The sequence below is a fragment of the Nitratidesulfovibrio sp. SRB-5 genome (assembly GCF_019931275.1).
In the GTDB taxonomy this organism is placed as follows: Bacteria; Desulfobacterota; Desulfovibrionia; order Desulfovibrionales; family Desulfovibrionaceae; genus Cupidesulfovibrio.
In genome coordinates this window covers 54975-79343 of the sequence record NZ_JAIOTY010000006.1, presented here as the reverse complement: position 1 = coordinate 79343, position 24369 = coordinate 54975, and the positions used below count along the sequence as shown (strand labels likewise).

The window sequence follows — 24369 nt, the reverse complement described above, 5'->3', positions numbered from 1 at the left end:
CCCCCCCCCCCCCCCCCCCCCCGGAGCCCCCCACCCCATCCTTCCAAAACGTTTCATTCGGGTCGGGAACTCACCTGAAAGGGGTGCAGGGGACAGCGTCCCCTGCCCGCCGGAGGCGTAAAGAACGCCTGACGACTCCGCCCCTTCGCAAACTTTCTCATGGAGTAGCCCCATGCTGCTGTCCCTTGCCTGGCTGCGCGAATTCGTTCCCTTCGAAGGCACCGCCGAACAGCTCGGCGACCGCCTGACCATGCTCGGCCTTGAACTGGAGGAAATCCGCCGTCCGTTCGACGCCATCCGCGCCATTGTGGTGGGCCACGTGGTGGAGCGCGCCAAGCACCCGGAGGCCGACAAGCTGTCGGTGTGCAAGGTGGACGCGGGCCAGGGCGAGTTGCTGGACATCGTGTGCGGCGCGCCCAACGTGGCTGCCGGTCAGAAGGTGCCTGTGGCCCTGGTGGGCACCACCATGCCCGGCGGTCTGGTCATCAAGAAGGCCAAGCTGCGCGGCCAGCCCTCGCACGGGATGATCTGCTCCGAGCGCGAACTGGGCCTTAGCGACGACCACGAAGGCATCATGGTCCTGCCGGAGCACTTCACGGTGGGCAGGCTGCTGGTGGACGAGCTGCAACTGGACATGGAGGTGTGCGACATCTCCATCACGCCCAACCGCGCCGACTGCCTCTCCGTGCTGGGCCTTGCGCGCGAGGTGGCTCTGGGCTTCGGCCTGCCGCTGACCCTGCCCCGGCTGAACCTTGTGGAGGACGGTCCGGACTGCTCCGGCGAGGTGACCATAGAGATCGCGGACCCGGCCCTGTGCCATGCCTACCACGGGCGCATTCTCGAAAACATTCGCGTGGGCAAGAGCCCGGCGCGTATCCGCCATCGCCTCACCGCCATCGGCGTGCGCCCCATTTCCAACATCGTGGACGCCACCAACTACGTGATGATGGAACTGGGCCAGCCCATGCATGCCTTTGACCTGGATCTGCTGGAGGGGGCGCGCATCGTGGTCTCTCCGGCGGTGGCGGGCGAACGCATCGTGACCCTGGACGGCCAGGACCGCGCGCTGGTGGCGGGCGACCTGCTGATCCGCGACGCGGTGAAGCCCGTGGCCCTTGCGGGCGTCATGGGCGGCGCCAACTCCGAAGTTTCCGACGCCACCACCCGCGTGCTGCTGGAAAGCGCAGTGTTCCGCCCCGGCACCGTGCGCCGCACGGGCCGCAGGCTGGGCCTTTCCAGCGAGGCGTCGTACCGCTTCGAGCGCGGCGTTGACCAGGCGGGCGCGGTGTACGCCATGCATCGCGCGGCCCAGATGATGGCCGAACTTTCCGGCGCGCGGCTGCGCCCCGGCATGTGCAGCGCAGAACCGCGCCCCTGGACCAGCCCCGCGCTGCGCTTCCGCCCGGCGCGCGCCCGCATGCTGCTGGGCATGGGCGAGGACACCATTGGCGACGCTTTCTGCGCCGACACCCTGACCGGCCTCGGCTGCGTGCTGGACCGTACCCAAGGGTCCGACGCCGCCGACTGGAAGGTTGCCGCCCCCAGCCATCGCCTGGACTTCGAGCGCGAGGCCGACCTGATCGAGGAAGTGGGCCGCGTGTACGGGCTGGACGCCATTCCGCCGGTGCTGCCCAAGGTCATGCGTCCGCTGGACCAGGCGGGCGCGCCCGAGTCCGAGTACGATTTCTGGAAGCGCATCAAGGGCTGGGGCCGCGGCCTTGGCCTGAACGAGGCCATCAACTACAGCTTCGTGGGCCAGAAGGATCTGGATCACCTGGGGCTGCCCGCCGAAGGCCGCATCCCGATCATGAACCCGCTGTCCGAAGACCAGAACGTGCTGCGCACGGCGCTGGCCCCGGGCCTTCTGAACAACCTGCGCCACAACATCGCGCAGGGCAACGCCGGGCTGCGGCTGTTCGAACTGGCGCGCATCTTCACGGCGGACGCAACGGCGGAAACCACCGCCTGCGAACGGGGGCGTCTGGGCATCCTGATGTACGGCGCGCGCCACGACAGCGCCTGGCCCAACCCGGAAGCCGACGCCGACTACCAGGACCTGAAGGGCGTGGTGGAGCACTTCGCGGCGTTCCTGCACCTGGGGCAGCCGCTCTGCGCCATGGCCGATGCGCCGCACCCCTTCCTGGCCCCGTGCGTAACCGTGACGGTGCAGGGCAGGGTGCTGGGCGTCATGGGTCGGGTAAGGCCCGACCTTGCCGACGCCTACCACGCCCGCAAGGACGTGTGGCTGGCCGACCTCGACCTGGATGCGGCGCGCCAGCTGCACGACGCGGTGACGGTGCGCTTTGCCGCGCTGCCGGTGTACCCGCCGGTGCGCCGCGACATCACGGTGATGGCCCCTGCCGCCCTGCAGGCTGGCGCGGTGCTGGACCACGTGCGCGGGATGAAGCTGCCGCTGCTTGAAGGCATCGAACTCATTGATGTCTTCGCCCCGGAAGACCGCGAAGAGCGCAACCTGACCTTCCGCATGACCTTCCGCCATGCCGGGCGCACCCTGAAGGACGCCGAAGTGGACAAGGAACGCGAGAAAGTGGCAAGTTCGCTCCAGCAGGCACTCCCCATCCGGCTCTAGGAGTCGGCGGGGAGCGCCGCGTGCCCGCGCGGTTCGTGCGGGCGCACGGACAGTGAAACGGGAGACGGCATGGCGGAACGGACATACCGGATAGGCGAGGCGGCGTCGCTGCTGAACCTGAAGACCTATGTCCTCAGGTTCTGGGAAACGGAGTTTCCCCAGTTGGTTCCGCTGCGCACCGAAAAGGGCCAGCGCCTCTACACCGAGGCGGACCTGGCCCTGCTGCGGCGCATCCGGTTTCTGCTGCACGAACGCGGCCTGACCATAGAAGGCGCGCGGCGCATGCTGGCCGAGCGCGGTGCATTGCCCGGTACCGGCATGTCCGGTGCTCCCGATTTGGCAGGCATGGCGGATACGGCGGGCGACGGCATGGCCGGGCTGGTCGGTTTCGGCGATGACGACCCCGACGACATGCCCCTGCCCAATGCGCAGGACGACGACGCGACCGCCGACGACGAAGCCGCCGCCGACCTTGATGACGACGCTCCGGCAGCGTCCGGCCCGCAGGGCCGCGCCCTGTCTGCCGCCGCCTCGCGGGTGCAGGCGTGGGACCAGTACCTGCACGGCCTGCTGCTGCCCGATGACGGCGAAGCCGCCCCCGCGACCAGCCGGAGCGGTCATGCCGCGCCGCAAGATGCGCGGGGTGCGTCCCGGGATGGCGTCGACGTCAGCTTTTCGGCAGGCGGCCCTGTGCCCGGCGGCGCCGCCCCCGGCACGGTGCGCGAAATCATCGCGGAACTGGAGGCCATGCGCCGCCTGCTGGCTGGCGCGGGCTGATTCCGCCATCTTTCCCGGTCGGGGTGCCTGCCCTGCCTTGCGTTGCCCCGTGGCCGCTTTCGCAATTCCAGTCCGCATGCCGCGCAATGAGGCTCAATCGGCCCAGCGCTGCGGCCCCCAGCATCCGCCCGCGTCCCTAACGCGCGTTCACGCATAACCGGGCATTTCCCGCAACCGCGCATCCGCGCCACGAGCACCGCATGATCCTTTCTCCTTCGCTGCTGTCCTCCGACTTCGGCCGTCTGGCCGACGAACTGGCCGCCCTGGAAGCCGCCGGGCTGTCCTGGGTGCACTGGGACGTCATGGACGGCACCTTCGTGCCCAACATCACCTACGGCCAGCCGGTCATTGCCCATTTGCGCAAGCAGAGCCGCCTGTTCTTCGACGTGCACCTGATGGTGGAACGCCCGGAACGCTACCTGCACGAATTCGTGGATGCCGGGGCCGACATGCTGGTGGTCCACGCAGAGGCGACGCCCCATGTGCAGCGCGCCCTGGCCGAAATCCGCCGCCTGGGCGTGAAGTCCGGCGTGGCGCTGAACCCGCACACTCCGCTTTCGGTGCTGGACTACGTGCTGGACGACGCGGACATGGTGCTGATCATGACCGTCAACCCCGGCTTCGGCGGCCAGTCGTTCCTGCCCGCCAGCTACCGTAAGATCAGCGATCTGCGCGCCATGATCAATGCGCGCGGCCTGTCCACGCTCATTCAGGTGGACGGCGGGGTGGACCCGTCCAACACCGCGCAACTGGTGCAGAGCGGGGCGGACGTGCTGGTTTCCGGCTCGGCCTTCTTCAAGTTTCCGCCCTATGCCGAGCGGTTGAAGGCGTTTGAGGCGGCGGCCAATTCCGTCCTCTAGTGATGGCCGCAATTGTCCTTTTGCCCTCTGCCAGCGTCAGAACGTTTTTTCATTCCGGTTGCGTACGATAAGAGTACGCGCCCTGCATGAAAAAACGCCCTTCCTTGGCAGAGAACAAAAATCCTGCTTGCGGTAACGTCGGTGGCAAGGCGGTGGTGCCATGGCCGGAAACACCATGGCGCATCTGCACACTTCATTTTCCCGTTGCCAGATGGCGCGGAACGGACTAGTCGGGTGTGGGCGCCGCCGCAAGGCAGTGCCCACCTCTCGCATGCGCAGGCATACCCCGCCGCGTGCATGATCGTTGCGACAGTGCGCACGCGCTCGTCCATCCGTGTATTTCCCGGCGCACCGCGCCGTACCGCTGCATAGCCAACGGCGCAGGGCGTCCGCCCGCCGCCGCACAGAACCCCGCTGGAGGTTGCAATGCCGTCTCGCAAGGAACTCGCCAACGCCATCCGCGTGCTCAGCATGGACGCCGTGGAAAAGGCCAAGTCCGGGCACCCCGGTGCGCCCATGGGCATGGCGGACATCGCCGAAGTGCTCTGGAACGATAGCCTGAAGCACAACCCCGCCAACCCCAAATGGGCCGACCGCGACCGCTTCGTGCTTTCCAACGGGCACGGCTCCATGCTCATCTACGCGCTGCTGCATCTTTCCGGCTACGATGTCAGCATGGACGACATCCGCAACTTCCGTCAGCTGCATTCCAAGACCCCCGGCCACCCCGAATACGGCATCACTCCCGGCGTGGAAACCACCACCGGCCCGCTGGGGCAGGGCATCGCCACCGCCGTGGGCATGGCCATGGCCGAACGGCTCATGGCCCAGCAGTTCAACCGTCCCGGCTACGACGTGGTGGACCATGCCACGTACGTGTTCCTGGGCGACGGCTGCATGATGGAAGGCATCTCGCACGAGGCGTGCTCGCTGGCGGGCACCCTGGGCCTCGGCAAGCTGACCGCCTTTTATGACGACAACGGCATCTCCATCGACGGCGACATCGCCGGGTGGTTCGCCGACGATACCCCGGCCCGCTTCGAGGCTTACGGCTGGCACGTGGTGCGCAACGTGGACGGCCACGACGGCGAAGCCATCGCCGCAGCGCTCAAGGCCGCCCGCGCGGTGCCCGGCAAGCCCAGCCTGATCTGCTGCAAGACCCGCATCGGCCAGGGCGCGCCCACCAAGGCGGGCAGCCACAACTGCCACGGCTCGCCCCTGGGCGCCGCAGAAATCGCCGCCGCGCGCGAAGGCATGAACTGGCCGCATCCGCCCTTCGAGATTCCGGCGGACATCTACGCCGGGTGGGACGCCCGCCCGCGCGGCACCGCCGCCGAGGCCGCCTGGAACGATCTGTTCGCCCGCTACCGTGCCGCCCATCCCGAACTGGCCGCCGAGTTCGAGCGCCGCATGGCGGGCGACCTGCCCGCCGAATGGCAGGCTGGCGTGACCGCCGCGCTTGCCGCCACCGATGGGGCAAAGGAAACGCTGGCCACCCGCATCGCCTCGCGCAACGCCCTGAACGCCGTGGCCCCGCTGCTGCCCGAAATGATCGGCGGCTCGGCGGACCTTACCGGCTCCGTGGGCACCTGGCACAAGAATTCCAGCCTGGTCACCCCCGGTGACTGGTCCGGCAACTACATCTCCTACGGCGTGCGCGAATTCGCCATGGGCGCCATCATGAACGGCATGGCCCTGCACGGCGGGTTCCTGCCCTACGCGGGCACCTTCCTGATCTTCTCCGATTACGCCAAGAACGCCATCCGCCTGTCCGCCCTCATGGGCGCGCGGGTGGTCTGGGTGCTCACGCACGACTCCATCGGCGTGGGCGAAGACGGCCCCACCCACCAGCCGGTGGAACAGCTGGCCGGTCTGCGCCTGACCCCCAACGTGCAGGTGTGGCGCCCCTGCGACACCGTTGAAACCCTGTCCGCGTGGAAGGCCGCCGCCGAATGCTCCACCGGCCCCACCTGCATCTCGCTGACCCGGCAGGACGTGCCCTTCGTGGAACGCACCGCCGAGCAGCGCGCCAACATCATGCGCGGCGGCTACGTGCTGCGCGACTGCGCGGGCACGCCGGAAGCCATCATCATGGCCACGGGCTCGGAAGTGCAACTGGCCCTTGCCGCCGCCGATGCGCTGGCCGCCAAGGGCCGCAAGGTGCGCGTGGTGTCCATGCCGTCGTCCACCCAGTTCGACCGCCAGGACGCCGCGTACCGCGAATCGGTGCTGCCGTCCGCCGTGCGCGCGCGTGTGGCCGTGGAAGCCGCCGCCGTGGACGGCTGGTGGAAGTACCTGGGCCTGGACGGCAAGGCCGTGGGCATGACCGGCTTTGGTGAATCCGCCCCGGGCAAGGTGCTGTTCGAGTACTTCGGCATTACCACCGAGAAGGTCATTGAAGCGGTGGAGTCTCTTATCTAAGGACTCCACAAGGGGCTTTTTGCCTCTGCCTGACCGACCCGAAGGGCGCGAAGCGTGCCCGTTGGGCGAGCGTGCGAGTCCTACGGGCATCGAGCGCAGAGCGGTCGAACGCCTTTTTATTCCGGTCACGTACGAGAAGAGTGCGTTGCTGTCCCCATCCGTAACTCTCGCGCAAGCGCTCGCGTAACGGCTGCGGCACGTTCCCTCCATAAAAAGGCGTTCTTCCTTGGCACAGACAAAAATCCCTCTTGTGGCAGTATTGCCAAGTGGGACGATGGCGTACCGTGGACGCGCAGGACAAGCGCAGTACGGCCCCGCCCCCCAGTCTGGACACCGGGCGCGAACGTGGTAGGATGCCAAAACCACGTTCGCGCCTTTTCTTTTGCCAACCAAATCAAGCCAATCGAGCAGCAGAGGTATATCCATGGCCGTACTGAAGATGACCGACCTTGATCTGAAGGGTAAGCGCGTCCTCCTGCGCGAAGACCTCAACGTGCCCCTGAAGGACGGCAAGATTACCAGCGACAAGCGCATCCGCGCCGCGCTGCCGTCCATCGAAATGGCCCTCAAGGCGGGTGCCCGCGTGCTGTTGGTGTCGCACCTGGGCCGCCCCACGGAAGGGGAGTTCGATCCCGCCTTTTCGCTGGCTCCGGTGGCCGAGCATCTTTCCAAAGCTCTGGGCTTTCAGGTGCCCCTGGTGCGCGACTACATCGACGGTATCGAGGTGGCGGAAGGCCAGTGCGTGCTGTGCGAAAACGTGCGCTTCCTGAAGGGCGAAAAGAAGGATGACGAGGCGCTGGGGCGCAAGCTGGCCGCCCTGTGCGACATCTTTGTCATGGACGCCTTCGGGGCGGCGCACCGTGCCCAGGCCTCCACCCATGCCGCCGTGCGCTTCGCCAAGGTGGCCTGCGCCGGGCCCCTGCTGGCGGCGGAACTGGATGCCCTGTCCCGCGCCCTGGACGCCCCGGCCAAGCCCATGGTGGGCATCATCGGCGGTTCCAAGGTGTCCACCAAGCTGACCCTGCTGGATACCCTGTCCAAGAAGGTGGACCGGCTCATCGTGGGCGGCGGCATCGCCAACAATTTCATCAAGGCCGCCGGGCATGAGGTGGGCCGTTCGCTGTACGAGCCGGAACTGGTGGACGAGGCCGCCCGCCTGATGGCCGCCGCCAGGGCTGCCGGGGGCGAGATTCCCGTGCCTGTGGACGTGGTGGTGGGGCCGGAGTTCGCGGATTCCGCCCCGGCCACGGTGCGCAAGGTGTCGGAAGTGAAGCCGGACGAGATGATCCTGGACATCGGCCCCGAAACGGCAAAACTGTACCGCGACATCCTGATGCAGGCGGGCACCATCGTCTGGAACGGCCCGGTGGGCGCCTTCGAGGTGGAGCAGTTCGGCCAGGGCACCAAGGCCCTGTGCATGGCCGTGGCCGACAGCCCGGCCTTCTCGCTGGCGGGTGGCGGCGACACCGTGGCCGCCATCGAAAAGTACGGCGTGGTGGACCGCATTTCGTACATGTCCACCGGCGGCGGAGCCTTTCTGGAGTTTCTGGAGGGCAAGACCCTGCCCGCCGTGGCCGTGCTGGAGGAACGTTCCAGCAAGGGCTAGCACGCGGTAGGTGCAGCGCTGGTGCATGCGGGCAATCCCGTGGGTGCACCGGCCTGCGGCATGTGTTTCACGCGGCGCGCTTCCGTTGCCATGGTGGCTTGGGCCATCGGCAACAGGAGCGCGCCGTTGACGTTTCACGCCGCGTCAATGCATGGGGATGCGGCATGGACATTCATCCGACGCTCCGTTCCCTGTGGGTGCGGGCATGCACGGATATGGGACGGGCAGGGCAGGCAGGAAAGGCCCCCCAGGCAGTTGCATTGCATCGGCAACGCGGGCATGCCCGATACGTTGCCGCACCGTGTTTCGCAACGTGCGTACGGTACGCGTGCCGTCAGGGGCAGGACCGGGGGGAAGCGGCCACTGACGCAGGATTTCCTGGCAGCGTGCAGCAGGTGTGCGTGGTGCTGCGTTCATTTTGCGTTCTGGTTTTCGGTTTTTTGCTACGCTGTTGTTGACTTGCTGTAGTAGCGGATGTAAGAGCGGCGAAGTGCCGAGACTGGCGCCGATGTTTCGGTGTCGTTACTTCGGCCCCGTCGTTCAATTCCCGCGGAGGTCCATATGGATGACTTTTTGAAGGAAGCCTTGGAAATCGTGAAGGCGCAGGCCGGTGTCCGGACCATGACGGAGGACGAGATCACCTCCATGGTGCAGAAGCTTGCCAGTGGCATTCGTGCCATCAGCCTTGGCGAAGCCGAGCCGGAAGAAGCGTGCGAAACCTGCGGCGATCCGCGTAAGGCCGTGAAGGAAAAGTCCATCACCTGCCTCGAATGCGGCAAGTCGTTCAAGATTCTCACCCGCAAGCACCTTGCGTCGCACGGCCTTGACGCCGCTGCCTATCGCGAGAAGTGGGGCCTCAAGAAGAATACCCCGCTGGTGTGCAAGGCGTTGCAGCGCGAACGCCGCAAGAAGATGAAGGACATGAAGCTTTGGGAGAAGCGGCGCAAGCACGTTTCCTAGGCGGGGGCGCCGGTCGCGTGCCGGACCGCCCGGGAGGGCCGTTGTTGCGACGGCACCGCCGAGAATTCGCGACGGAAAAAGGCCGTCCTGCGCATGCAGGGCGGCCTTTGCCATTGCCTGAATGTCACGCTTGTCGCTTGCGCACGAACACTTTCGCCCGCGCGGCACGATGGGTGGCGCGCCCTGCATCGATGCTCCTGATGCAGGCATGGCAGGCGCCGGGAACAAGGAACCGCCCTTGCGGGCGGTTCTGAGACCATGCGGAAGAAGGATGGGGGCTGTGTCAGTTGTCCAGCGCGCCCTCACCCACGATGAGCGAACGACCGCCGTCGTCGGTGCCGTCGGGGTTGGGGGCGTGTTCCGTGGCCACCATGCGGTAGCCGAAGCTGACGTACAGCGGGCCCTGGTCGTCGGGAGCCAGGTAGAAGCGTGTTTCGAAGGGGAGGGAGCCCTCGTCGCCCACGGCACGGGGCAGATAGTCGTACTCCTCCGTATCGAGCACGCGGCCCGAGGCATCGCTGAGATAGACCATCACGGTAAGCTGTTCGTACCACGTGGCCCAGGCGGGCAGGGCGCCGGGCGCAAGGCTGGCCTGGCCGCGCACGCCCACCGATTCGCGCAGCGGCACCACGCGGTAGGTGAAGCGCAGGTACTGCATGGAGATGGCCTGCGGGGTGTCGGGCTGCAACTGGGCGCGGGCAAGATGCCCCACGGTCTGCTTGCCGCAGCCCGCGAGCAGGCTTGTGCACGCCAGAAGCATGACCAGCGCGGCCAATATCCGGTATCCGACGGGGCGTTCGGCACGTCCGGCATCGTTGCGGAAGGGGAAGAGCGAAGGGGAATGCACGGGCATGGCATCTCCGGCGGTTGCGAAACGTGCGGTTGCGCCGCGTGGGAATGCATTGCGCCGGGCGGGTGGGCCCGTGGCGCGGAGGAGCGTTGTGGACGCGGAATGGTGCGTTCAGCAGGCCTTACGGCTTGGGCGGACCATAGACCAGCATTTCCGCCAGCGTCAAGGAAACCCGGGGGGCAACCCGGGGGGCGCCTCCCTTGCCCGCGCCCTTGGCACAGTGCTCCATCTCCAGTTCCGCCAGACGCCGGTAGAAGGGGGTGCGGTCCAGCGTGGGCACCACTTCGTCGAGCTGGCCGTCGGTCAGGCCGCAGAAGCGGTGGCAGCCGCGAAACACCTGGCGTTGCCCGTCGGGGCGCAGCAGCACGTTGCGGGTGCCATGCATGCGGCAGATCATCAGCCGGTGGGCGTACAGGCCGCACAGCCCGTCGTCGTTGACGGGGCACATCACGCGCGGCACCACCCCCGCGGCCCGTGCGGCTTCGCACTGGGCCACCACGTCGTGGGCGCGGCGCAGGTATTCTGCGCGGCGCGCCTCCGGCAGGGCCAGCATGCCCTTCCACAGGTAGGCCCACTCCACGTGGGTGTGATGCTGGAAATGGGTGCGGCAGCAGTTGTCCTCGCAGTTGGCGCAGGTCAGCCCGGCGGCGTGGGCGGTTTGCGCGTAGGCCCGTTCCATGTCGGCATACAGTTCCGCCAGGCGAGCGAAGACGCCGGGGGCCTTGCGGCCTCCCTTTGCCGCCTGTTGGCCGGGTTGGGGTGGGCTGGCGGTGCCCTGCGTGGCGGCCATGCGGCCAGCCGCCTTCATTGCGGCGGAAATGCGGGCAGACGCGAGGGGGGCAGGCTTGCGTGCGGACATTTCACGCCTCCCCGCCGGTCAGCCAGGCCACGATGCGCTCGGCGCACCCGCCGGGCGACAGCGCATCGGCGGCCACGGTGAAGGTGGCATAGCGGCGGTACAGCGCGATGCGCTCGTTGTACAGGTCTTCAATGGTCTGCCCCGGCGCGATGGCCAGCCCCCGGTCCGGGTTCATGGCAATGCGCTCCAGGATCAGCGGCAGGGAGACGTCAAGGTAGACCAGCGGCCCCAGCGCGGCCAAGTGTGCCATGGCTTCGTGGCGGTATACCACGCTGCCCCCGGTGGACAGCACGGTACGCCGCGCGCCGATGCGGCGGATGACGCCCGCCTCCACGTCCAGGAAACTTTCTTTGTCCATGGAATCGGCCACGGCTTGCAGCCGGGTGCCGTAGGTGGCCTCGATGAGGTTGTCGGTATCCACGTGGGCCCAGCCAAGTTGAAGGGCCAGTTCGCGCCCCACGGTGGTCTTGCCTGCACCGGCCATGCCGATGATGCTGACGCACCCGTCGGGGGCGATGCGTGCCGGGTCAAGGGCGAGAAGCGGATCGGGAGTGGTCATGTGAAGTCCTGTGGCGAAAACGTGTGCGCTGTCTGGACGAATGTGGGCGGCGGCAGGAAAATCCTTGCGGCGCAGGCCCGGCGCGACTGCCTGTGTAGTCGGCGGCGGCGTGCGGTGTCAACTGGAGGGGGGATGGCAGGCGCGTGACCGTGCGTGTGCCGGGGGATGGATGGCCCGGGCGCAAGAAGGGGCAGACCGGAACGCAAAAAGGGCAGGCCCGCAGAAGCGGACCTGCCCGAAAGGCAGCGTACGGAAGCGATTAACGCTTGGAGTACTGGTACCGGGCGCGGGCAGCGCGCTGGCCGTACTTTTTGCGTTCCTTCTTGCGGGCGTCGCGGGTCAGGAACCCGGCGCGCTTCAGGGCGCCGCGCAGTTCCGGCTCGACTTCGAGCAGGGCGCGGGAAATGCCGTGGCGCACCGCTTCGGCCTGGCCGGTCACGCCGCCGCCGCAGACGTTGACCTTGATGTCGAAGCGTTCGACGTTCTTGGTCAGCACCAGGGGCTGGCGAATGATCATTTGCAGCGACTTGCGCGGGAAGTAGTCTTCGAAGGGACGACCGTTCACCACGATCTGACCGGAACCGGCATACAGACGGGTACGGGCCGTGGCGGTCTTGCGGCGACCGGTACCGTAGTTGAATTCGTTGGCCATGATTCTCTCCGGCTCGATCTGGTTAGTACTTGATGGCGAGCGGCTGCGGGTTCTGGGCGGCATGCGGATGCTCGGGGCCTGCGTAGACCTTGAGCTTCTTCAGCATGGCGCGGCCAAGCCGGTTCTTGGGCAGCATGCCCCGCACGGCGTTCATCAGCACGCGTTCCGGATGGGAGGCGAGCAGCTTCTCGAGGGTAATCTCGTGAAGACCGCCGACATACCCGGAGTGACGGTAGTATTTCTTGTCGGCAAGCTTGTTGCCGGTGACCTTGATCTTTTCGCAGTTGACCACGACGATGAAGTCGCCGTTGTCCATGTGCGGGGCGAACTCGGGCTTGTGCTTGCCACGCAGGCGATGCGTGATCTGGGTGGCAAGGCGGCCGAGAACCAGGTCGGAGGCATCGACCACGAACCATTCGCGGTTGATGTTCTCGGGCGTGGGGCTGAACGTTTTCATCAGAGCGTACTCCTGTGCGAGCTCGAAAGAACGGTCTATGTATTGGGTTCCCCGCCCCTTGTCAACAGAAAAAGGGCGTGGAAACGCGCGACGGACGATGCCGCCCCCGCAGGGTGGCATCATGCGTGCGATGCTTGCCGTACCGGTCTGACCGGGTTGGGCCGGGGTGCCTTTCGCCTGCGGTCAGGCTTTGTGCGGGCAGTCCCGGTGCATGTCGCGGAAACGTTGGGGTTCGCCTGGCGGCCGTCCACACTTCGGTCCCACTGGCGCGCCTAACGGGGCGGCTGGCCTGGGGAGCGGACGACTGGCCCCGCGTGATGGCGCCGAAAGCGGCGGGCGGGGCGGCACCGGGCAGCGCCGCAGGAACACTGTCGGAAGGTTGGCTTGGACCGTCCGGCGGGTTTGCATGGCGTGAACCCGAAGCGTATCGCTTCAAACTCTTGAGCTTTACACCACGACCGCATACATTGCCAAGAGATTTTCTTGAACCCCCTCGGGAGGACCCATGCCCAGCATTCGCAAGAGCCTGCTCCAGTTCGTCTTTTCCGGTGCGTACATGAAGAGGTGGAACGACAAGCTGCGGCCCGTGGAACTGCTGGAGGTGGACAAGCAGGCCCACAAGATGATCGTGGCCTGGCTGCTGCTGCAACTGAACACCCGCGGCCTGCCTGCCGAAGAACGGCTGCGCCTTGGGGCCGAGGTGGTGGAAGGCGGGCTGTTCGACTATTTCTATCGCCTGGTCATCACCGACATCAAGCCGCCGGTGTTCTACCGCATAAAAGAGAACGAGGCCCACTACCGCGAACTTACCGAGTGGGTTGCGGAAGAACTGGAGCACATCGTGCGCCCGCTGGACGAGGATTTCTGGCAGCGGCTGCTGACGTACATCCGCCGCCGCGAAAAGAACACCCTGGCCGACCGCATCCTGACCGCCGCGCATCTCTACGCCAGCGGCTGGGAATTCAACCTCATCAAGCCGCTGAACACGTTCGACGACGAAATGCCGGACATCGACGGCTCGTTCCAGACCCGCCTGACCGCCATGGCCGACCTGGCCGGGGTGCCCGAACTCATCGGCGGCTCCAGCAACGCGCTGGGGCGCTTCGCCAACCTGTGCGGGCAACTGCGCTTTCAGAAACGCTGGTCGCAGACCCCGCGCATTCCTGAAACCTCGGTCATCGGGCACATGTTCATCGTGGCCTGCTACGCCTATTTCTTCAGCATCGCCGTGGGGGCCTGCCCCGCCCGGCGGCTGAACAACTTTTTCTGCGGCCTGTTCCACGACCTGCCGGAAGTGCTGACCCGCGACATCATTTCTCCGGTGAAGCGCTCCGTGAAGCAGCTGCCCGAACTCATCCGCCAGTACGAAGAGCAGGAAATGCAGGAACGGGTGTTCGCGTTGCTGGACAAGGCGGGCTACGGCGACGTGGCCAGCCGCCTGGGCTACTTCCTGGGGCTGGCCACCGGTTCGGAGTTCGACGAGACCGTGCGCGAGCCCGCTCCCGACGGGGCGCCGGACGGCACGGCGCCCGTTGTCCGCAAGGTGACCTTCGACGAGTTGCAGTCCACCTGCAACATCGACGCGCTGGACCCCAAGGACGGTCGCCTGGTGAAGGCCTGCGACACCCTGGCCGCCTTCATCGAGGCGCACACCTCTGTGCGCAACGGCGTGACATCCAGCCATCTGCAAGAGGCCATCGCGCGGCTGCGCGGCGAGTACCGCCGTGTGTCGCTGGGGCCGTTGCATGTGGGGGCTCTCTTCGCCGACTTCGACTAGGGGCCGCCGCCAAATTGTCCTTTTGCCCGTTGGCTGACCGACCCGAAGGGCGCGGAGCGTGCCCGTTAGGCGAGCTTGCGAGCCTTACGGGCATCGTGCGCACCGAGGTCAAACTTCGCCTGCCATGTCGGTCGAATACAATAAGAGCGCGCTGCGGTCCTCATCCGTAAGGTTCGCAAGCTCGCCTAACGGCTGAGGCATACTCCCTCATGGCAGGCTTGTTTTCCTTGCCAACGGACAAAAATCCTAATTTGGCAACGGCCCCTAAAACACCCTGCCACAACGCGCTGCTTGTTGTCGCATGTTCCTGCGGAACATGATTTGGGCAACCAAGTCCTCATGTCCCCCGTCTCGCATCCGCCCGCAGGGCTTGTGAAAGAGAAGACAAGCGGGGCGAGTTTTGATAACAATGACGCCATGCCCCATCCCGGCCTGATTCCGTCGAGAGGCCGGGGCGGCCCCGGAAACTTCGCGAATGCTCCGCTGGTGCTCCGGTCGGCCTGATGTCCATGAACACACTGCGAGGAGAGTGCCGATGCTGTTGCGAAAGCGTGCCTGGGACATCGTACGGGAAGAATTCCCCAAGCTGCGCGAGGATGATTCGCTGGCCGATGCCATGCGCAAGCTCAGTTCCTGCGTGGGGCCCGACGGCGGGGGCGGGGCGGGCTGCCTGTGCGCCCTGGTGTATGACGAGCGCGACATGCTGCGCGGGGCGCTTTCGGTATGGGACACCGTGCGCTTCATGGAAGATTCGCTGCTGCGCAGCGGCTCGTTGCGCGGCATAGAGGAAGACGGCTTCGACCGCATTTATCGCAACGCCTGCAAGGTGGCCGGTTCCACCAAGGTGCGCGATGTCATGGACCGCGACATGACCCAGGTTGCCCCCGACGACCCGCTGCTGGTGGTGCTGGAAAGCTTCGTGAAGAAGGGCCGCAGCTACGCCGTGGTGACCGAGGCGGGCAAGGTGCTGGGCGTCATCATGATCAACGACGTGTTCCGCGAGATCAGCGGCGAGATCATCAGCCGCGTTTAGGGGATTGCCGCACCGCGCTGGCGGGCAGCTTTCCGTGGCGCGTGCCGCGCACGATTTTCCGGTTTCAGGCCACCTGTGGACCCAGCCTGCGCTGTCTGTGTTGTCAGTGCCGTCCGCCCGGACAGTCCCTGCCTGTGCCGCTCTGTTCATGCAGACGAAAAGGGCCGCTCCCGAAAGGGGGCGGCCCGTTTACGTTGTGCGCGGTGAAGGAGCAGGGGGCGCCTGTGCCAGCGCGTGCCGTGCGGAGTGCAGCGGGTTCGCGGTCGTTCCCCGTTCCGGTCGTTACCCCTTGGCCGGTGCTTCGGGCTTGGGCTTGCCGGTGGTGCCGAAGGCGTTGGTCACCAGCGCATTGAGCAGCAGCGAGGTGTAGCGCGCGTCGTAACGCGCCTTGTCCGCCGCCAGTTCCTGCGCGGCGGCCACCAGTTCCTTGGCCGGGGCGTGAGGGCGCGCGCTGATCATGGCCGAGAACGAATCGGCCACGGCGCAGATGCGGCCCAGGCGGCTGATCTGCTCGCCCTTGAGCTTCTGCGGGTAGCCGGAACCGTCCAGCCGTTCGTGGTGTTCCAGGGTGCACTGGCGCAGTTCGTCGAAGGCCAGCCCCATCTTGTGCATGATCTTGGCCCCCACCAGCGGGTGCAGGGGAATCTTGTCCTTTTCGTCGGGCTTCAGCGGCGTGGCCTTGGACAGGATGAACGCGGGCACCTTGGCCATGCCCAGGTCGTGCAGCAAGAGGGCCAGGGCCGACCGGTCGAGGTCGCGGCGCTTCAGGTTGTCGCCCATGGAGGTGGCCAGCAGCCACAGCCCCACCGAAAGGGTGTTCAGCGAATGCTTGGCCAGCGAATGTTCGCGGTGCAGGCGGCGCATGAACTGTTTCACCCGGTGCTTGTCCTGCCACAGGTACTCGGTCAGCACCATCACGTCGCGGTACAGCACCTCGAACACCGGCTTCACCGGCTGGTCGATGAATTCGTTCACCCGCAGGGCCAGGGCCTGCTGGAAGATGTCGGCGACCTCGCCTTCCTTCAGGTTCTTGTCCACCAGCACCAGGTCAAGCTGGTGCACGATGTGCTGGGAATAGATGGGGTGGTCAGAGCGCGAGACGAACAGGTCGCCCGCCTCGCACATGCGCTGCACCTCTTCCACCTGCTCGTTGGTAAGCCGTGCGCCCTTGCGGGTGTATGGCTGCAACTGGGCCAGGTCTTCCCGGAAGCGGAACAGGTCCACCGGGGGACGGTATTTGGGAAAGCTCGACAGGATCTCCGTGCTGATCTGGTAGTATTCCTCGGAGATATTGTCGGGGATGGTTGCCTTCACCGTGGGTAGCTCCCTTGTGGTGCCTGCGTGGTCCGCGTGGCATGCGCGCCATGCGCGGCTGATGCCGTGGCGTCCGGTCCGTTCCGGCGGTTCCCGGGCTGGGGCCGGACGCCGCCTGTCGTTACTTTCTGTATATCTTCACCATGTTGGTGCCGCGCGGTTTGCGGCCCGCCTTGGGCTGCCCGGCGGTGATGACGACGTTGTCGCCCTTTTCGAAGTCGGGCGCGGTATCCACGAAGCGCTCGGCCCGTGCCACGTGGCCGGGGATGTCCAGCGGGATGTCCTGCGGCACGATGCCCCACGAGAAGTTCAGGGCGCGCAGGGCGGCGGGGTCTGGCGTCAGCGCCCAGACCATCTGGCGCGGGCGGCGCGACGAGATGAGCCGGGCCGATGCGCCGGTCATGCTGTGCGAGACGATACCCCTGGCGCCGGTCTTTTCAGCCAGCAGGCAGGCCGCGTAGGCCAGGAATTCCGCCGTGCCCTTTTCGTCCGCCGGTTCGGCAAGGCGCTGTGTCTCGAAGTGCAGTTCTTCAGCCTTGGCGGCTATTTCCTTCATGAATTCCACGGTCTCCACGGGGAAGTTGCCCATGGCCGTTTCTTCCGAAAGCATCACGCAGTCGGCCCCGTCCAGCACGGCGTTGGCCACGTCGGTGGTTTCCGCGCGGGTGGGGGAGGGGCTGTTGACCATGGACAGCAGCATCTGGGTGGCCACGATGACCGGCTTGGCCGCGCGGTTGCAGGCGCGGATGATGCGCTTCTGCATGGCGGGCAGGGCGGGCAGGGGGCATTCCACGCCCAGGTCGCCGCGGGCCACCATGATCACGTCGGCCTCGGCCAGGATGTCGTCCAGCCGGTCCACGGCGTTCTGGCGCTCCAGCTTGGCGATGACGGGAATGTGCTTGCGGCCGCTGGCCGCGATGATTTCCTTGGCGTCGCGGATGTCTTCCGGCGTCTGCACGAAGGACAGGGCCACGGCGTCCACGCCCAGTTCCAGGCCGTCGGCCAGGTCCTTGCGGTCCTTTTCGGTCAGGGCGGGCAGCCGCACCGACTTGCCGGGCAGGGCCAGGCCCTTGCGCGAAGTGATGATGCCGCTGTTGTCGGCTTCCAGTTCAAAGCACCCCGCGGGCGCGGTGCCCAGCACGCGGAACTGCAACCCGCCGTCGGACAGCACCAGCCGGTCACCGGCTTCCAGCCCGTTCAGCACGGCCTGATTGGTGAAGGGGATGAACGGCAGCACGGCACCGGCAGGGGCCTTGGGGCCCAGCAGCACGCGGTCGCCCTTGCCCACCGAGATGGCGCCGTCCGGAATTTCGCCGATGCGGATCTTGGGGCCGGAAAGGTCCTGCAGGATGGTCACCGGGCTGCCGCATTCGGCTTCCAGCTCGCGCAGCAGGCGCACCAGGTCCACGAACATGGACGCACTGCCGTGGGAAAAGTTGAGCCGAAAGATGCGCACTCCAGCGGCGATGAGGCGCGAAAGCACCTCGCGCGAGCGCGATGCCGGACCAATGGTGGCGATTATCTTCGTTCTCATGATCCACCCCTGTGCAATAAGTTGTATCTTGTCAAGCCGTTTGTGCGTTGCGGAGGGTTCCGTCCGCCTTGCGGGGGCGTGTGACGGATACCCCCGTATATCGTGCCGACGCCCTTCGTGTCCCCATGCGTTTCGTAAAAATATCAGGGCAGGTCCGGGCAATGCGCCGCACGTGGAAAGGCGCGGACCACCGGGTGACCTGAAATGCCGTGCGGCAGCGCACGCGCGGCCCATGCGCAAGGGTGGGGTAACGGTCTTCGGAGTGTTGTGGTCCTGTTGTGTATCAAGCTGAAATTGCTTTGCATATCACGACAGTATCGCGCGGGGAAACAGCCGTTAGAAATTTTCTAGACTCTGCCTGTGACCACGGCTTGACAGTGCCAAACATATCATAGAGAAAGTGGGAAATTGTGGTAAAAGGTGGTAGAGTCTCCCGAAAAAGCCCCTTCCCCTCCGATCAGAATGCCTCGCGCAACACGCGGGGAAAACGGCGGAAGCAGGGTTGCAGTGTTGGTGTGTTGCGCAACAGCACGAAATGACAGGCAAGTGGTGTTCTCATGTTGTTCAGAGGCCGTTCCCACCGCAGTCTCGACCCCAAGGGGCGACTGATGCTGCCGCCGGATTTCCGCGACATTCTCGTGTCGCGTGCCGATGGCGGCAAGCTGGTGCTGACCAGCTTCGACGACTGCGTCATGGGCTACCCCCTGCCCGACTGGGAAGACTTCGAGCGCAAGTTCTCCACCCTCAAGAACCCTTCGCGCAAGATGCGCGACTTCCGCCGCCTGGTCATCGGCAGCGCCGAACTCATGGAACTGGACGGGCAGGGCCGGGTGCGCATTTCGCGGTCGCACATGGACTACGCGGGCATCACCAAGGACGTGGTGCTGTTGGGCCAGGGCAGCCGCTTCGAAATCTGGGATCAGGGCCGCTTCGACGGCATCGTGGCGCAGGACTTCGACGACGTGGCCGCGGAACTGGCCGACAGCGGCATAGAACTTTCCCTCTAGGCCCGGCAGGGCACGGGTTTTCGAACTTCTACAGGACACCGCAATGACCGGCGCACCCGACTCCACCACACCGCAGGCCGCCCCCGTTTCCACGGAAGGGGCCCGCGCCGCCACGCTGCATGTGCCCGTGCTGCTGGACGAGGTGCTGGAGGCGCTGGCCCCCCGCCCCGGCGGCAGGTATCTGGACGGCACCGTGGGGCTTGGCGGCCATTCCGCCGCCATCATGGAGCGCATCGGCCCGGATGGCGAACTGTGCTGCCTCGACCGCGACACCACGGCGCTGGGGCTGGCCCGCCAGCGTCTGGCCCCGTGGGGCGGGCGCGTGCATTTCTTTCACACCCGCTACGCGGACTTCGAGGCGGCGCTGGACCAGCTGGGCTGGGACAAGGTGGACGGCGCGCTCATCGACATCGGCGTGTCGTCCATGCAGATCGACATGGCCGACCGCGGCTTCAGCTTTCACGCCGACGGCCCGCTGGACATGCGCATGGACCGGGACGGTGACGAGGACCCGGCCTCCAGGCTGGTGAACCGGGCCACCGCGGACGTCCTGAAGGACATCATCCTGCGCTACGGCGAAGACCCCATGGCCGGGCGCATCGCCCGCGCCATCGTGGATGCCCGCGCCGCGGGCCCCATCGAGACCACGGCCCAGCTTGCGGCCATCGTGGACCGGGCCTACCCGGCCAAGTGGCGCGCCACCTCGCGCAACCACCCGGCCACCCGCACCTTTCAGGCCCTGCGCATGGCCGTCAACGACGAACTGGGCCAGCTGGAACGCTTTCTCGACCGCATCCTGGACCGGCTGAACCCCGGCGGGCGGCTGGCGGTGATCACCTTCCATTCGCTGGAAGACCGCATCGTCAAGCATCGCCTGCGTGACGAATCGCAGGGCTGCGTGTGCCCGCGCAGCGTGTCCCGCTGCGAATGCGGCCACAAGGCCCGCGTGGACGTGCTGACCAGAAAGCCCGTAACCGCCACCGATGCGGAACTGGCCCGCAACTCCCGCGCGTCCAGCGCCAAGCTGCGCGCGGCCCAGCGGCTGGCGGAAGGGCAGGCCCCGCGGCCCCGGCGGCGCAACAAGTACGCCCCGGAAGGCCGCGACGAGCCGGAAGGGGGCGCAGCATGAGCCAGGGCGTGGGAAGCTGGGTGCTGGCCATGATCCTGTCGGTGCTGACCAGCCTGGTGCTGGGGTTGTCGCTGGTGTGGCTGAACATCGAACGCATGGACATGGCCTACAACCTGCGCAAGTTGCAGGGTGAACTGGACGGCAGGGCTTCCCTGACCGCCAAGCTGGAAGTGGAGCGGGACCGGCTGATGTCGCCGTATGAACTGGGAAGGAAGGCGGAGGCCATGGGCATGCGGGGGGCACGCCCCGGGCAGATCCGCCGCATCGAGGAGGCGGGGCGCTAGCGCCCCGGAACGTCATGCTGCGAGCCGACAGGAAGTCACGCATACTCGGCAGGCCCGCGCCGCGCACTGCGCGCGATGCGCGTCCCTCTTTCGACGCGCGCGCCCCTCGTGCCGCGCGCGCCCTGCGCAACAAGAAGGCCCCCGGAGCATCGTTCGGCGGCGGCATGCGCTTCAATCCCTTTGCCCGCTTCGGCGGGGCGGACTGGAGCAAGGTGCGCCTGTACGGCGTGGGCTGCGTGTTCGCGCTGCTGTGGCTGCTGCTGTGGTCGCGCGCCTGGTACGTGCAGGTCTACGACGGTGATCGGCTGGCAGCCCTTGCCCGTCGCCAGCACATGGCGGCGGAGACCGTGTCCGGCAGGCGCGGCGCCATTCTCGACCGCAACGGGCAGATACTGGCTCGCAGCGTGGAGGTGCGCTCCGTCTACGTCCGTCCCGGCGAGGTGCGCGACCTTGACGCCACCGTCAACGCCCTGTCCGCGGCGCTGGAAGCCCCGGTCAAGCAGGTGCGCGAGGCCGTTGCCTCCAAGCGCGGCTTTGCGTGGGTGGCCCGCAAGGTGGACGACCTGGCCGCCGAAAACGTGCGCAAGGCCGGGCTGCCCGGCGTGTACCTGAGCAGCGAGTACGAGCGCATCTATCCTTTCAAGCAGATGGCCGGACAGCTGCTCGGCTTCGTGGGCATGGAGAGCAAGGGCCTTGAGGGGCTGGAACTGACCTTCGACGAGGTGCTGAGCGGCGATTCCGCCCGCAACGTGGTGCAGCGCGACGCCGCCGGGCGCCGCCTGGACATGGACGGCGGCGCGGGCCGCGCGGCCCTGCGTGGCCGCGACGTGCACCTGACCCTCGACACCCAGGTGCAGTTCTTTGCCGAAGAAGCCCTGGCCCGCTCGGTGGACCAGTTCGACGCCTCGTGGGGCGGTTGCCTTGTGGTGGACGTGGATTCGGGCGACATCCTGGCCTGGGCGCAGTACCCGTTCTTCAACCCCAACGCCTACCGCGACTACAAGGCCGACCGTTGGCGCAACCGTCTGGCCGCCGACGCGCTGGAACCCGGCTCCACGCTCAAGCCGTTTCTGGTGGCCGCCGCCCTGCAAGAGGGCGTGGTCAAGGGCGACACCACGTTCAACTGCGAAAAGGGCCGCTGGAAGACCCGCTACATCACCATCCGCGACACCCACAGCTATGACGTGCTGCCGGTGAACAAGGTGTTGCGTTACTCCAGCAACATCGGCATGGCCAAGATAGGCCTGGAACTCGGGTCCAAGCGGTATTGGGAATACCTGAACCAGCTGGGCTTTGGCGACCGCACCGGCCTGCCCATCACCGAGAGCAAGGGCATCCTGCGCGATCCGCGCCACTGGTCCGAGCCGGACCTGATCACCACCTCGTTCGGCCAGGCCATTGCCGCCACCGGCGTACAGATGGCCCAGGCCTACCTGACGCTGGCCAACGGCGGCGAACGCAAGCCGCTGCGTCTGGTGGTGGACGACGAAGCCCCGGCCAACTCGGCCAGCCAGAAGGTGTACAACGACAAGACGGTGAAGCAGGTCATCTCCATGCTGCGCGAAGTGGTGGAGGAAGACGGCACCGGCACCCGCGCGCGTATCCCCGGCATCATGGTGGGCGGCAAGACCGGCACCGCGCAAAAGGCTGACGAAACGGGACGTTACGGTCACGAACGGCTGGCTTCCTTCGTGGGTTTTGCGCCCATCGACAAGCCCAAGTACCTGATTTTGGTCATGGTGGACGAACCCCAGAAAAATTCGTACGGCGGCGTGGTCGCTGCGCCCGTGTTCAAGCACGTGGCCATGCGCACCATGGCCTACCACGGCCTGCTGCCCGATGCGCCCGACCCGGAGGCCCCGGCCTACGCCACGCCCCTAGGCAAGACCGGGCCGGTGGAAGTGCGCCGCGAGGTGGCCGAGGCCGTGCGCGAGGCCCCCGACGGGGTGCCCAACGTGGTGGGCAAGTCGGTGCGCCGCGCCGTGGAGGTGTTTGCCCGGCAAGGCATGGTGCCCGTGCTCAAGGGCGCGGGGCAGACCGTGATCCGCCAGACCCCGGAACCGGGCACCGAATGGCCCAAGGGCCAGCCCACGGGGCAGTGCGTCCTGTGGCTTTCCGAGAATTCCTAGGAGCATCGGCAGATGACCCGTATATCTTTTGATGGCCTTCTGGCCCGTGTTCGTGAAAACACGCCGGAAATCCGCACCGACTCGCGCAAGGTGGGCCGGGACGACGTGTTCGTGGCCGTGCCCGGCGTTGCCGCCAACGGCGGCGCGGGCGTGGACGGTGCGGACTTCATTGCGAAGGCATGGGCCGCCGGGGCCGGGGCGGTGGTCTGCCTGCCCGACAGGGCGGAAGCAGCCCTTGTCGGCGCGCCCGAGGGCGCGGTGGTGGCCGCCCACGACGACCCGCGCGCGGCCATCGGCCTGCTGGGCCAGGCCCGCTACGGCACGGATGCGCTGCCCTTTCCGGTGGTGGCCGTTACCGGCACCAACGGAAAGACCACCATCACTTACCTGCTGGAGCACGTGTTTTCCGCCCTTGGCCGCCGGGCCGGGGTGCTGGGCACCGTCAGCTACCGCTGGCCGGGCTTTGCCATGGACGCGCCGCTGACCACGCCCGACTGCATCGAAACCCACGCCATGCTGGGCCGCATGCGCGACGCCGGGGTGGACGTGGCGCTGATGGAGGTCTCGTCGCACGCGCTGGACCAGCGCCGGGTGGCGGGCATCCGCTTTGCCGGGGCCATCCTGACCAACCTGACGCAGGACCACCTGGACTACCACGGCGACATGGAACACTACTATGCCGCCAAGGCCCGCCTGTTCACCGAACTGCCCGACGCGGACAAGGCCTGCGCCGTCAATGCCGACGACGCCTGGGGCCGCCGCCTGCTGGGCGAGGTGGAGCACGCCATCGGCTTCGGGCTGGATGCGGGCAATGCCGTTTCGGGCCGTCGGTTCCTGCACGGCGAGATGGTGCGCAACGCCACCTCGGGCCTCACGCTGCGCATGACTTGTGAAGGGCGGCAGTGGGAGCTTTCCTCGCACCTCGTGGGCGCGCACAACGCCTCCAACCTGCTGGCCGTGCAGGCGGTATGCTTGGGTATGGGCCTTGCGCCGCAGGATTTCGCCAGCCTGGCCGACTTCACCGGCGTGCCGGGGCGGCTGGAGCGCATCGTGAACCCGCGGGGGCTGGACATTTTCGTCGATTACGCCCATACCCCCGACGCGCTGGAAAACGTGCTGCGCGCGCTGCGCGCGGTGGGCTTTTCGCGCATCGTCACAGTGTTCGGCTGCGGCGGCAACCGCGACCGCACCAAGCGCCCGCTGATGGGGCAGGCGGTGGCGCGCCATGCCGACGTGGCCGTGCTCACGTCCGACAACCCCCGCCACGAGGACCCGGAGGCCATCATGGCCGACGTGCTGCCCGGCCTTGCCGGGGCGCGCGAGGTGGTCAGCGACGCCGACAGGGCCAGGGCCATCGGCAAGGCCCTTGCGCTGCTGCAACCCGGCGACGTGTTGCTGGTGGCGGGCAAGGGGCACGAAAGTTACCAGCAGATCGGCGACCGCAAGGTGCCGTACAGCGACCAACAGGTCATTCGGGAGATACTGGGGTGCAACTGATGTTCACAGCCACGCGCCAAGCAGCGCGGGGCCGCGCCGTGTCCCATGTGGCAGGCGTATCCGGCCTTTCCGCC

The 24369-nt window shown here is 66.9% G+C and carries 19 protein-coding genes and 1 pseudogene; 13 read left to right on the top strand and 7 right to left on the bottom strand.

Features of this window, described 5'->3' with window-relative positions; all coding sequences use genetic code 11:
- The first annotated feature begins 172 nt into the window (after window positions 1–172).
- From pheT to K6142_RS16290, 6 genes and pseudogenes are all read left to right on the top strand, one after another.
- A complete protein-coding gene (pheT, locus tag K6142_RS16315) occupies window positions 173–2590 on the top strand; it encodes a phenylalanine--tRNA ligase subunit beta (RefSeq protein ID WP_190243690.1) in 2418 nt (805 codons plus the stop codon).
- A 69-nt stretch (window positions 2591–2659) separates the two neighbouring features.
- A pseudogene (locus K6142_RS16310) lies at window positions 2660–2890 on the top strand (MerR family transcriptional regulator); the annotation flags it as partial.
- Between the two features lie 677 nt (window positions 2891–3567).
- Window positions 3568–4227 carry a ribulose-phosphate 3-epimerase gene (gene rpe, locus K6142_RS16305; protein WP_190243692.1) on the top strand — a complete coding sequence of 220 codons (660 nt, stop codon included), beginning with the start codon at window positions 3568–3570 and terminating at the stop codon, window positions 4225–4227.
- 426 nt (window positions 4228–4653) lie between these two features.
- Window positions 4654–6648, top strand: coding sequence for a transketolase (tkt, locus tag K6142_RS16300; RefSeq protein ID WP_190243693.1), 1995 nt, complete (start codon window positions 4654–4656; stop codon window positions 6646–6648).
- A gap of 424 nt (window positions 6649–7072) precedes the next feature.
- Window positions 7073–8254 carry a phosphoglycerate kinase gene (locus tag K6142_RS16295; RefSeq protein ID WP_190243694.1) on the top strand — a complete coding sequence of 394 codons (1182 nt, stop codon included), beginning with the start codon at window positions 7073–7075 and terminating at the stop codon, window positions 8252–8254.
- A gap of 561 nt (window positions 8255–8815) precedes the next feature.
- Window positions 8816–9214 carry a MucR family transcriptional regulator gene (locus K6142_RS16290; RefSeq protein WP_190243695.1) on the top strand — a complete coding sequence of 133 codons (399 nt, stop codon included), beginning with the start codon at window positions 8816–8818 and terminating at the stop codon, window positions 9212–9214.
- Window positions 9215–9497: 283 nt separating this feature from the next.
- Here the strand turns inward: K6142_RS16290 and K6142_RS16285 are convergent, their stop codons facing one another.
- From K6142_RS16285 to rplM, 5 genes are all read right to left on the bottom strand, one after another.
- Window positions 9498–10067, bottom strand: coding sequence for a hypothetical protein (locus K6142_RS16285; RefSeq protein ID WP_190243696.1), 570 nt, complete (start codon window positions 10065–10067; stop codon window positions 9498–9500).
- Window positions 10068–10185: 118 nt separating this feature from the next.
- On the bottom strand, window positions 10186–10923 hold the full coding sequence (locus K6142_RS16280) for a hypothetical protein (protein ID WP_190243697.1): 738 nt from the start codon (window positions 10921–10923) through the stop codon (window positions 10186–10188).
- A gap of 1 nt (window position 10924) precedes the next feature.
- A complete protein-coding gene (thrB, locus tag K6142_RS16275; protein WP_190243698.1) occupies window positions 10925–11482 on the bottom strand; it encodes a homoserine kinase in 558 nt (185 codons plus the stop codon).
- Window positions 11483–11741: 259 nt separating this feature from the next.
- Window positions 11742–12134 carry a 30S ribosomal protein S9 gene (gene rpsI / locus K6142_RS16270; RefSeq protein ID WP_007522928.1) on the bottom strand — a complete coding sequence of 131 codons (393 nt, stop codon included), beginning with the start codon at window positions 12132–12134 and terminating at the stop codon, window positions 11742–11744.
- Window positions 12135–12156: 22 nt separating this feature from the next.
- Window positions 12157–12591, bottom strand: coding sequence for a 50S ribosomal protein L13 (gene rplM, locus K6142_RS16265; RefSeq protein WP_012612114.1), 435 nt, complete (start codon window positions 12589–12591; stop codon window positions 12157–12159).
- Window positions 12592–13096: 505 nt separating this feature from the next.
- On the opposite strand from rplM, the gene K6142_RS16260 reads away from it, so the two are divergent.
- Together K6142_RS16260 and K6142_RS16255 are read left to right on the top strand one after the other, a co-directional pair.
- Window positions 13097–14368 carry an HD domain-containing protein gene (locus K6142_RS16260; RefSeq protein WP_190243699.1) on the top strand — a complete coding sequence of 424 codons (1272 nt, stop codon included), beginning with the start codon at window positions 13097–13099 and terminating at the stop codon, window positions 14366–14368.
- A gap of 535 nt (window positions 14369–14903) precedes the next feature.
- Window positions 14904–15401 carry a CBS domain-containing protein gene (locus K6142_RS16255; RefSeq protein WP_190243700.1) on the top strand — a complete coding sequence of 166 codons (498 nt, stop codon included), beginning with the start codon at window positions 14904–14906 and terminating at the stop codon, window positions 15399–15401.
- Window positions 15402–15683: 282 nt separating this feature from the next.
- Here the strand turns inward: K6142_RS16255 and K6142_RS16250 are convergent, their stop codons facing one another.
- Both K6142_RS16250 and pyk read right to left on the bottom strand, forming a co-directional pair.
- Window positions 15684–16715, bottom strand: a complete 1032-nt coding sequence (locus tag K6142_RS16250) for an HD-GYP domain-containing protein (protein WP_190243701.1) — start codon at window positions 16713–16715, stop codon at window positions 15684–15686.
- 121 nt (window positions 16716–16836) lie between these two features.
- Window positions 16837–18249 carry a pyruvate kinase gene (gene pyk / locus K6142_RS16245; protein WP_190243702.1) on the bottom strand — a complete coding sequence of 471 codons (1413 nt, stop codon included), beginning with the start codon at window positions 18247–18249 and terminating at the stop codon, window positions 16837–16839.
- Between the two features lie 557 nt (window positions 18250–18806).
- Between pyk and mraZ the strand changes: the two genes are divergently transcribed.
- The 5 genes from mraZ to K6142_RS16220 are packed head-to-tail and all read left to right on the top strand — an operon-like array spanning window position 18807 to window position 24295.
- Entirely contained in the window at window positions 18807–19256 is a 450-nt protein-coding gene (gene mraZ / locus K6142_RS16240; protein WP_167122195.1) for a division/cell wall cluster transcriptional repressor MraZ, read from the top strand.
- A gap of 43 nt (window positions 19257–19299) precedes the next feature.
- On the top strand, window positions 19300–20385 hold the full coding sequence (gene rsmH, locus K6142_RS16235; RefSeq protein WP_190243703.1) for a 16S rRNA (cytosine(1402)-N(4))-methyltransferase RsmH: 1086 nt from the start codon (window positions 19300–19302) through the stop codon (window positions 20383–20385).
- Window positions 20382–20669 (top strand): hypothetical protein, encoded by a 288-nt coding sequence (locus K6142_RS16230; protein ID WP_012612108.1) that lies wholly within the window; start codon window positions 20382–20384, stop codon window positions 20667–20669. Before rsmH ends, K6142_RS16230 begins: the two co-directional genes overlap by 4 nt.
- Window positions 20670–20683: 14 nt before the next feature.
- A complete protein-coding gene (locus K6142_RS16225; RefSeq protein WP_223290213.1) occupies window positions 20684–22798 on the top strand; it encodes a penicillin-binding transpeptidase domain-containing protein in 2115 nt (704 codons plus the stop codon).
- Window positions 22799–22810: 12 nt separating this feature from the next.
- A complete protein-coding gene (locus tag K6142_RS16220; protein WP_190243704.1) occupies window positions 22811–24295 on the top strand; it encodes a UDP-N-acetylmuramoyl-L-alanyl-D-glutamate--2,6-diaminopimelate ligase in 1485 nt (494 codons plus the stop codon).
- The last annotated feature ends 74 nt before the right edge of the window (window positions 24296–24369 follow it).

Excerpts from the sequence above, each read along its gene's own strand:
- pheT (WP_190243690.1), top strand. The coding sequence starts at position 173 with ATGCTGCTGTCCCTTGCCTGGCTGCGCGAATTCGTTCCCTTCGAAGGC.
- rpe (WP_190243692.1), top strand. The coding sequence starts at position 3,568 with ATGATCCTTTCTCCTTCGCTGCTGTCCTCCGACTTCGGCCGTCTGGCC.
- tkt (WP_190243693.1), top strand. The coding sequence starts at position 4,654 with ATGCCGTCTCGCAAGGAACTCGCCAACGCCATCCGCGTGCTCAGCATG.
- K6142_RS16295 (WP_190243694.1), top strand. The coding sequence starts at position 7,073 with ATGGCCGTACTGAAGATGACCGACCTTGATCTGAAGGGTAAGCGCGTC.
- K6142_RS16290 (WP_190243695.1), top strand. The coding sequence starts at position 8,816 with ATGGATGACTTTTTGAAGGAAGCCTTGGAAATCGTGAAGGCGCAGGCC.
- K6142_RS16285 (WP_190243696.1), bottom strand. The coding sequence starts at position 10,067 with ATGCCCGTGCATTCCCCTTCGCTCTTCCCCTTCCGCAACGATGCCGGA.
- K6142_RS16280 (WP_190243697.1), bottom strand. The coding sequence starts at position 10,923 with ATGTCCGCACGCAAGCCTGCCCCCCTCGCGTCTGCCCGCATTTCCGCC.
- thrB (WP_190243698.1), bottom strand. The coding sequence starts at position 11,482 with ATGACCACTCCCGATCCGCTTCTCGCCCTTGACCCGGCACGCATCGCC.
- rpsI (WP_007522928.1), bottom strand. The coding sequence starts at position 12,134 with ATGGCCAACGAATTCAACTACGGTACCGGTCGCCGCAAGACCGCCACG.
- rplM (WP_012612114.1), bottom strand. The coding sequence starts at position 12,591 with ATGAAAACGTTCAGCCCCACGCCCGAGAACATCAACCGCGAATGGTTC.
- K6142_RS16260 (WP_190243699.1), top strand. The coding sequence starts at position 13,097 with ATGCCCAGCATTCGCAAGAGCCTGCTCCAGTTCGTCTTTTCCGGTGCG.
- K6142_RS16255 (WP_190243700.1), top strand. The coding sequence starts at position 14,904 with ATGCTGTTGCGAAAGCGTGCCTGGGACATCGTACGGGAAGAATTCCCC.
- pyk (WP_190243702.1), bottom strand. The coding sequence starts at position 18,249 with ATGAGAACGAAGATAATCGCCACCATTGGTCCGGCATCGCGCTCGCGC.
- mraZ (WP_167122195.1), top strand. The coding sequence starts at position 18,807 with ATGTTGTTCAGAGGCCGTTCCCACCGCAGTCTCGACCCCAAGGGGCGA.
- rsmH (WP_190243703.1), top strand. The coding sequence starts at position 19,300 with ATGACCGGCGCACCCGACTCCACCACACCGCAGGCCGCCCCCGTTTCC.
- K6142_RS16230 (WP_012612108.1), top strand. The coding sequence starts at position 20,382 with ATGAGCCAGGGCGTGGGAAGCTGGGTGCTGGCCATGATCCTGTCGGTG.
- K6142_RS16225 (WP_223290213.1), top strand. The coding sequence starts at position 20,684 with ATGCTGCGAGCCGACAGGAAGTCACGCATACTCGGCAGGCCCGCGCCG.
- K6142_RS16220 (WP_190243704.1), top strand. The coding sequence starts at position 22,811 with ATGACCCGTATATCTTTTGATGGCCTTCTGGCCCGTGTTCGTGAAAAC.